At 66.0% G+C, this 8,410-nt stretch carries 6 protein-coding genes; 5 read left to right on the top strand and 1 reads right to left on the bottom strand.

Annotated features, from left to right (window positions below):
• Nucleotides 1-132: 132 nt before the first annotated feature.
• Nucleotides 133-2,670 (bottom strand): glycosyltransferase, encoded by a 2,538-nt coding sequence (locus Q8J98_RS06420; RefSeq protein ID WP_305293637.1) that lies wholly within the window; start codon nt 2,668-2,670, stop codon nt 133-135.
• 206 nt (nt 2,671-2,876) lie between these two features.
• Between Q8J98_RS06420 and Q8J98_RS06415 the strand changes: the two genes are divergently transcribed.
• The 5 genes from Q8J98_RS06415 to Q8J98_RS06395 all read left to right on the top strand — a co-directional run bounded on the left by Q8J98_RS06415 (nt 2,877) and on the right by Q8J98_RS06395 (nt 8,300).
• Entirely contained in the window at nt 2,877-3,227 is a 351-nt protein-coding gene (locus tag Q8J98_RS06415; RefSeq protein ID WP_305293636.1) for a hypothetical protein, read from the top strand.
• A gap of 3 nt (nt 3,228-3,230) precedes the next feature.
• Nucleotides 3,231-4,499: a glycosyltransferase gene (locus tag Q8J98_RS06410; RefSeq protein WP_305293635.1), complete on the top strand. Its 1,269-nt coding sequence runs from the start codon at nt 3,231-3,233 to the stop codon at nt 4,497-4,499.
• A 141-nt stretch (nt 4,500-4,640) separates the two neighbouring features.
• The gene (locus Q8J98_RS06405; protein WP_305293634.1) at nt 4,641-5,798 is read left to right on the top strand and encodes an acyl-CoA dehydrogenase family protein; all 1,158 of its coding nucleotides are present in this window, start codon (nt 4,641-4,643) and stop codon (nt 5,796-5,798) included.
• Between the two features lies 1 nt (nt 5,799).
• Entirely contained in the window at nt 5,800-6,699 is a 900-nt protein-coding gene (locus tag Q8J98_RS06400; protein ID WP_305293633.1) for a hypothetical protein, read from the top strand.
• Nucleotides 6,696-8,300: a carboxyl transferase domain-containing protein gene (locus Q8J98_RS06395; protein WP_305293632.1), complete on the top strand. Its 1,605-nt coding sequence runs from the start codon at nt 6,696-6,698 to the stop codon at nt 8,298-8,300. Before Q8J98_RS06400 ends, Q8J98_RS06395 begins: the two co-directional genes overlap by 4 nt.
• Nucleotides 8,301-8,410 lie beyond the last annotated feature (110 nt).

The following is an 8,410-nucleotide window of genomic DNA, read 5'->3' as shown; positions in this document are numbered from 1 at the left end:
TGCGGTTGGTCAGCAGAGCTTGAAGCTCAGCGCGGTCGGCGGGGCCAAGGAAAAGGCAGATGTCGGAGCGTCTCATCCTCCGACTATGCCACAGCATGGCACCGGCGGGAATCCTGCGTCAGGTGTCGAACACTAGCGTGCCCGGTGCCGCGCGGCGGCGGCCTGCAAGCGGGTGCTGGCAAGGCTGCGAAATGCCGCCATCTTTCCTTCAGCTGCGGCACCGTGCAGACTGGCGAGCATCTGGTGGACAGCGGCCAGATCAGGGGCCAGGCAAAGCGCGCGGCGCGCATGGGCAAGTGCCCGCGTCGGCTGGCCCGCATCGCGCGCCGCATCTGACGCAAGCTGCCAATGGAAGCGGCTGCGCGGTGCCGCGAGCGCTGCCCGCTCTGCCGCGTCAAGCGCGGCCACCGCGCCATGCTCTGCGGCCACCAAAGCCAGCAGCGCCGCGAGCGGTTCCTGCGACCCCGGCGCGAGCGCCTGGGCGCGGCGCAGCGCCGTCTCGGCGGCAGTCGTGTTGCCCGCCCGCGCTTCGGCCCGCCCCAGCGCCAGCGCCTTGCGCCAGCTTTCGGAGTCGCCCGCGACTGCGGCGCGCAGCATTGCAAGCACCGCTGCCGGGTCGCCCGAGGCCCGCGCGAGGGCGGCATCTGAAGTTGCGAGACGGTTCAGCGCGGCGGCCACGCCGCTGCGGTCAGCGCGGGCGGCGAGCCATTGCACCAGCTTCATCGCCCAGCGGGTTGGCGGCGAAAGCGCGGGGTCGGAATCCACTGCGCGCCAGCCGCCGCGCAGCCGCGCCGCCATGTCGGCGGCAAGGCGTGTCGAGGCATCGGCTTTGCCCGCCATTGCACGAAACGGCGGATGGCTGGCCCGACGCGCGCCGCGCACGCGATGGTCGGCCAGCAATTGCCAAAGCCGCGCCGGGTCGCGGTGCCGGGTGCCAATCTCGGGTGCCCAGACCGGCGGGGCGGCCACGGTATCGGCAAGCCGGTTCAGCGCGTCATCCTCGGCCACTTGCAGGCCGGGCGGAAATGCCCCGACCTCGGCAAATAGCCAGCGCGGATAGGAACGCCCGAAATGCGAGACCTCTGCCAGCGGCGTGGTCGGGCTGCGCACCCAGTATTTCAGCCGGTTCGCGGCGCGCGCCACAAGGCCCGCACCCGGCATCGCAAGCACCGGGGTCGAAACCGTGGCCGCGCCCGCGCGATGCCGCGCCAGCCGCCCCGATACCCAACCCGGTGCCGCCGTGCAATCGCCTGCCAGAAAGGCGATGATGGGTGCCCGCGAGGCGTCGATGCCGATATTGCGCGCCGCCCCGACCCGCAAAGGCTCCTCGACCGCGATCAGCCGGATCCGGTCGAGATGCTCCGCCAGCACCGCCTCGGGCGCGCCGCCGCCACTGTTGACCACCACGATCTCGGCCGCCGCGTCCTGTGCCAAAAGCGAGGCCACGGCTTCGGCAAGCTCTGGCTGGGCGCGAAAGCCAAGCACGATCACCGCGATGTCGGCCGACACGACCCCGGTGCCTTCACGGCACTCTGCCGCGCCCGCCACCCAGCGCCGCCACTGCGCACCGGGTGCTGCGAAATCGGCCCCGGGGCGGGCCAGATCGGCGCTGAGGTCGGCCACCAACGCGCAATCAGGCAAGGCGCGGGCAAGGCTGGCAATATCCTCGGCTGCCCCGGCGCTTTGCCCGGCGCGAAGCCGCGCCCGCGCCCGCAGCATGCGGGCATGCAGGTCGGCCCCGTCGCGTGCCAGCATCGCTCCGGTCAGAGCCTCGACTTCCGGCAAAAGCCCCGCGGTCAGCGCAAGACTTGCCGCGACATGGGGCAGATCGTCATCGGCGGGGCTTGCGGCGCAGAGGTCCTGCATCGCGTGAAACGCCGCGGCCTGACCCGCCTTGGCCGCCGCTTGCGCCACATAGGCAAGTCGCGCCTCCAGCGGGTCAGGCACCGGCGTGCCAACCATGCCGGGATCGGCTGCCCAAAGGCCATGGTCTTCGACAAAGGCCGGGCTGAAGTCGCGCCCCTTGGGGATCGGCGTCAGCACCATGCCGCGTTCGTCATCGAGGTAGTCATAGCCGATGCGCTGAAACCGCCGCTCGGGGTCGGCGGCGGCATAAAGCGCGCGGCGCGCGCGCCGCCGCGCGGGCGTGGCCATGCGCAGATGATAAAGGTTCACCCCCGCGGCGCGGCGCATGAAGCCGTCGCCTTCGGCCACCCAGCCCGCATGCAGCGGCACGGAAAGCTCTGCCCCGGCTGCGACCGCGGGAAACAGCCGCATCAGCGATTTGCCCCCCCAGACGCCATCGGAGCGCCAGGCGCGCGGCGAAAACATCTCGCAGAGGTTGAAGTGCCAGAGGTTGCCCTCGCCCAAAGCCAGCATCTCGGGCAGCCGCGCCGCAAACCGATCCTCAAAGCGCTCATCAGGATCTACGGCAAGGATCCAGCGCGCGCCAAGTCGGCGCGCCTCCGCCAGAAGCAGGTTGCGCCGCATCGGTTCCGAACTCAGCGCCGCTTCTGCGTCGCGGTCATCCCAGGCGACATGGCCGTGCGCCAGCGGCGCGATGTTGGCGAGCAAGCCGGGCACCAGATGCGCATCGTGGCGAAACGAGAACACGGCGAGCACCAGCGGTTCTCGGCGCGCGGGCTGGCGATCGATCCGGGAGATGAGCATCCGGGCTCCGTTTGGGTCGGCACCGGCTGCGCCTGGCGGCAGCCCACAAAGTCGGAGACTAGCCGAGCGAGGACCGGCCTGGCAAGCGCGGGTGCTTGACAGGTGGAGTTTTCGCGTGTTTCGCTGAGCGGCGGTGCCGGGAGCCACAATCTGACAATTCGTCGCAGCCCGGTGCCGAAGTGCAGAGTATCCAGAAGGGGTTAGAAATGGCATCCGCCTCAGAAATCATCCGCCGCAGCGCCCTTGTCGGCGGCATTCTCATTTCCACGACTCTGGGTGCCGAAGCGGCGACGGTATCGCGCTGCACGGTGCTGACCGATGGCAGCTATGTGCCCGCGCTGATGGTCGAGGTGAACGGCAATATCCGGGTTCACGGCATCGGCGAAAACGGGCTGACGCGCTCGATCATCTTCGATCCCGACCGCGCCGTGGCCTGGGCGCGCAGCACCTACGGCGGGGCCGGGGCCTGGGTGGCGGGTGCGGTGTGTGACACCGGCACGGTACTCGCGGACGCGGGCAATGATGATGACGAAGGCGGTGGCTGCGGCGGTCTCTAGGGCATGACAGCAGGGCAGGGCGGGCGCGGCTCCGCCGCGGCGTGCCCGCCGCGGCTGTTGCTGGCAAGCGAAATGGGCGCGGGGCGTGGCCATGTGACATCGCTTGCCGCGGTGGCGCGGGCGCTTGGTCCGGGTTTGCCGCTGCTGGCCGCGCTGCCGAGCCTGCGCCATGCGGGCACTCTGGCTGCGCTTGGCGCGCGGGTTCTGCAAGCTCCCGCCCTGCGCTATGCGCCCGAGGCGCGCGCGAACCCGGCGCTTGAGGGCAATGCAAGTTGGGGCGATTACCTGGCCGCCTGCGGCCTTGCGCGCGAAGCTGCGGTGCGGCGCGGCCTTGCCTTCTGGCGCAAACTGATCGTTGACGAAGACATTTCGCTGCTGGTCGCCGATTATGCGCCACTGGCCTTGCGCGCCGCGCAGGGGCTTCAGGCCGAGGGCTGGCAGATCGTCACCGTCGCCACCGGCACCGGCTACGGCCTGCCGCCGCATGAACTCGACCGTTTTCCACAGCTTCTGGCTGACCAAGACCGCGTCATCCACCCCGAGCCCGAGGTTCTGGCGCTGCTCAATCGCATTGGCACCGAACAGGGTCTGGCACCCTTGCCGCGCCTGCCCGCGCTTTATGCCGCCGATCATGTCGTGCCACGCAGTTTTGCCTTTCTCGACCCCTACGCGGCCCTGCGCCCACCCGGCAGCCTGCTGCCCCCCGAGACCGGGGGCAGGGTGCCGGAGGCGGTCGGCGGTACTGCGGTTTTCGCCTATTTCTCAACTCAGGAACTTGCCGACCCCGAGGTGGCTGATGCGCTTGCGGCCTTGCCGTTGCCGCGTTTTGGCTACCTGCCCGGTGCCGCGCCCGAGGTGCTGGCGCGGCTTGCGGCCTCGGGAATGGAAATCTCCCCGACCCCGCTGCACCCCGCCGAAATCGCCGCCCGCGCACGTCTGGTGCTGAGCGCGGGCCAGCACGGCACATTGTCGATGGCGGCACTGGCGGGGTTACCGCAGGTGGCGTTGCCGCAACATCTTGAACAGCTTTTCCACGCGCGCCGCGCCGAAACCGCAGGCATTGCGCGCCTGCTCTGGCGGCCCGAACGCCGCGCGGGCGCGATTGTCGAATTGGTGCTCGCCGCTTGCTCCGACCCCGCCATTGCCGATGCGGCGCGCGCGCTGGGCGCGGTTCTGCGCGCCGAGGTTGGCCCCGACCCCGAGGCAAAGCTGGCGCGCCGCCTTGCTCCGGCGCTGCCAGCGGCCAGGGCCGCGTCCTTGTCCGGCGGCTGACCGGCGCTCGGCCGCCGTTTCCGACTGGCAAATCTGCTTGCGCCGCCCCCCGCTTGCTGCTCCGATTTGCCCGCTTGACGCGACCCACTTGGCTGGAGCATAAATTGAACACACGTTCAATAAAGCGGGAGGGGCGAGGGAATGTTCACCGGTGGCATGGCCTTCGATCTGGGCGAAGATGTCAACGCGCTGCGCGAGATGGTGCAGCCCTGGGCGCAGGAACGGCTGAAGCCGATCGCTGCCGAGGTGGACCGCACCAATACCTTTCCGCCCGAACTCTGGCGCGAAATGGGCGCGCTCGGCCTTCTGGGTGTCACCGTAGCCGAGGAATATGGCGGCGCGGGGATGGGCTATCTTGCGCATGTCGTGGCCACCGAAGAGATTGCCCGCGCTTCCGCCTCGATCAGCCTATCCTACGGCGCGCATTCGAACCTTTGCGTGAACCAGCTCAAGATCAACGCCACCGACGCGCAAAAGCGCCGCTACCTTCCCGGTCTGGTTTCCGGCGAAACCGTCGGTGCCATGGCGATGTCGGAAACCGGTGCCGGGTCGGACGTGGTCGGCATGAAGCTGCGCGCCGAGCGGCGCAACGGCTACTATGTGCTCAATGGCCACAAATACTGGATCACCAATGGCCCTACCGCGGATGTGCTGGTGGTCTATGCCAAGACCGACCCGGAGGCGGGTTCGAAGGGCATCACCGCCTTCATCGTCGAGCGCGGTTTCAGCGGTTTTTCCACCTCGCCGCATTTCGACAAGCTCGGCATGCGCGGTTCCGATACCGGGCAGCTTTTCTTCGACAATTGCGAAGTGCCGTTCGAAAACGTTCTGGGCACCGAGGGCAAGGGTGTGCGGGTGCTGATGTCGGGGCTCGACTTCGAACGCCTCGTGCTGTCCGGCATCGGCCTTGGCATCATGGCCGCCTGCCTTGACGAGGTGGTGCCCTACGCGCGCGAACGTCAGCAGTTCGGCCAGCCGATCGGGAATTTCCAGCTGATGCAGGCCAAGATCGCCGACATGTATGTGGCGATGAACACCGCCCGCGCCTATGTCTACGAGGTTGCCCGCAGCTGCGACCGTGGCAAGGTCACCCGCGAAGACGCGGCAGGGGCGGTGCTTTACGCCTCCGAACAGGCGATGGTGCAGGCGCATCAGGCGGTGCAGGCGCTTGGCGGTGCCGGGTTCCTCAACGATTCCGTGGTCTCGCGCCTCTTTCGCGATGCGAAACTGATGGAGATCGGGGCGGGGACCAGCGAGATCAGGCGGATGCTGATCGGGCGGGAACTGGTGGGAGGGTGAGATGAAGCCAGACAGGGTCAAGTCGATGGTGGACGGCCTTGAAAGACAGTTCCTCGAGGGATTTGATCCGTTTTTTCACTATGTGACGCTTGAAGCGATGTCAAATGGCGTGCTGGACACCTTCCAAATTCAGAACGACGAAGGTGATGAGTTACTGGATCATGAAATAATTAGGCAGCTTCAGGCTTCAGAGAAAAAGCGTAGCGATCACATTTCGTCACTAGCGCGCGTCTTTCGCTATTTTGCCGCAGAGACATTGGTGTTGCTAATTGTTTCAGGTCCTCCCTTCGGTCCTTTTGCGCGTGCGGCTTCGACTTTGAGGTATGATGAGATGAACAAGGTTTTTGACGACCTTGCGAATCGCAAAGTTCCGCGCAAATTTCATCTAAGTCGAAAAAACAGGGCGTTTGATTTCACCTCCTGGTTGTCATACCGCATTAGCGGCGACCCTGATTGGATGACAAGACTCGGGCGACACGAAATAGCAAATTTGGTTGTGGAGGAAGCCGAAATGCTTCGCTCTCGGGGGGCAATAAACGCTTTCAAACATGGTAAGCCGTTTTCGTTCGGAACGGGTTTCAAGATGACTTTGACACATCCTGAAACGGGAAAGACCGTGAGCAACGTTCCGCTCGATGGTATCAACTGGATTGAGTGGTCAGAGAAAAAACCATCTCTCGAGATATCTTATCATACAGAAGAAATCATTCCAGAGGAGGACAAGGCGAGAATTTTCCTTATTGCGTTGTTGAGTAATGCGATACGCAATTATCGTCTCGCTAGAATGAATGGCGAACAAAACGTTGAACTCACTTTTCCGCATGGTTTCACCTCAGGTAAAATGGTTCGCAGGCAAAGCATGAAAATACGACTTTCCCCTAGTGAAGAAGGAAAGAAATGAAACTCTCCTCCTCCGCCCTGCCTACCTCCGCCGCCTTCCTTGCCAACCGCGCGGCGCATCTCGCGGCGCTGAAAGTCGCCGCTGACGCGGCGGCGCTTGCAGCGGGCGGGGGCGGTGCTGCCGCCGTGGCGCGCCACACCGCGCGCGGCAAGATGGCCCCGCGCGAGCGGGTGGCGGGGCTTCTGGACCCCGGCGCGCCGTTTCTTGAAATCGGTGCCACCGCGGCGCATGGCATGTACGAAGGTGCCGCCCCCGGCGCGGGGCTGATCGCGGGGGTCGGCCGGGTGCATGGGCTCGAGGTCATGGTGCTGGCCAACGATGCCACCGTGAAGGGCGGAACCTATTACCCGATGACGGTGAAAAAACATCTGCGCGCGCAGGAAATCGCCGCCGAGTGCAACCTTCCCTGCATCTATCTGGTCGATTCGGGCGGTGCCAACCTGCCCAATCAGGATGAGGTCTTCCCCGACCGCGACCATTTCGGCCGCATCTTCTACAACCAGGCGCGTATGAGCGCGGCAGGCATTCCCCAGATCGCCGTGGTGATGGGCTCGTGCACGGCGGGCGGGGCCTATGTGCCCGCAATGTCGGACATCACCATTATCGTGAAAAATCAGGGCACGATCTTTCTGGCCGGGCCGCCGCTGGTCAAGGCGGCTACCGGCGAGGTGGTGTCGGCGGAAGACCTTGGCGGCGGCGATGTGCACACGCGGCTTTCGGGGGTTGCCGACTACCTCGCCGAAGATGATGGCCATGCGCTGGCGCTTGCCCGCCGCGCGGTCCGTCATTTCAACCGCCGCAAGCCCGAAACCGTGGTCTGGCAAAGCCCGGAAGCCCCTGCTTGCGACCCCGAGGAGATCCTCGGCGTGGTGCCCGCCGACCTGCGCACCCCCTACGACATCCGCGAGGTGATTGCCCGCGTGGTCGATGGCTCGCGCTTTGACGAGTTCAAGCCGCGCTTCGGCGAAACCCTGGTCACCGGCTTTGCCCATGTGATGGGCTGCCCGGTCGGGATCATCGCCAACAATGGCGTGCTCTTCTCCGACGCGGCGGTAAAGGGCGCGCATTTCGTCGAACTCTGTTCGCAGCGTGCTATCCCGCTGGTGTTCCTGCAAAACATCACCGGCTTCATGGTCGGGCGCAAATACGAGAACGAGGGCATCGCGCGCCACGGTGCCAAGCTTGTCACCGCTGTCGCCACCACCAATGTGCCGAAGATCACCCTGCTGATCGGCGGCTCGTTCGGTGCGGGCAACTACGGCATGGCGGGGCGCGCCTATTCGCCCCGCTTCCTCTGGACATGGCCCAGTTCGCGTATCTCGGTGATGGGCGGCGAGCAGGCGGCGGGGGTGCTGGCAACCGTCAAGCGTGATGGCATCGAGCGCGGAGGCGGCAGCTGGTCGCCCGATGCGGAAGCCGCCTTCAAGCGCCCCACCATCGAGATGTTCGAGCGCCAGAGCCACCCGCTATATGCCTCTGCCCGGCTTTGGGACGATGGTATCATCGACCCGCGCAAGACCCGCGAGGTGCTCGCACTCTCGCTTTCCGCCAGCCTCTGCGCGCCGATCGAACCGACGCGCTTCGGGCTGTTCCGGATGTAGAAATCTTGCCTCCGGCGGGGATATTTTCTTCTGAAGCAGGCCGGATGCTTCAGGGCAAGTATCCCGGGGGGACCGGGGGGCAGGCCCCCCGGCTTGGCAAAGTGAAGGAA

Origin of the sequence: Phaeovulum sp., from assembly GCF_030684035.1 — a bacterium.
Classification (GTDB): domain Bacteria; phylum Pseudomonadota; class Alphaproteobacteria; order Rhodobacterales; family Rhodobacteraceae; genus UBA6213.
This window is presented reverse-complemented; position numbering and strand designations above follow the sequence as displayed.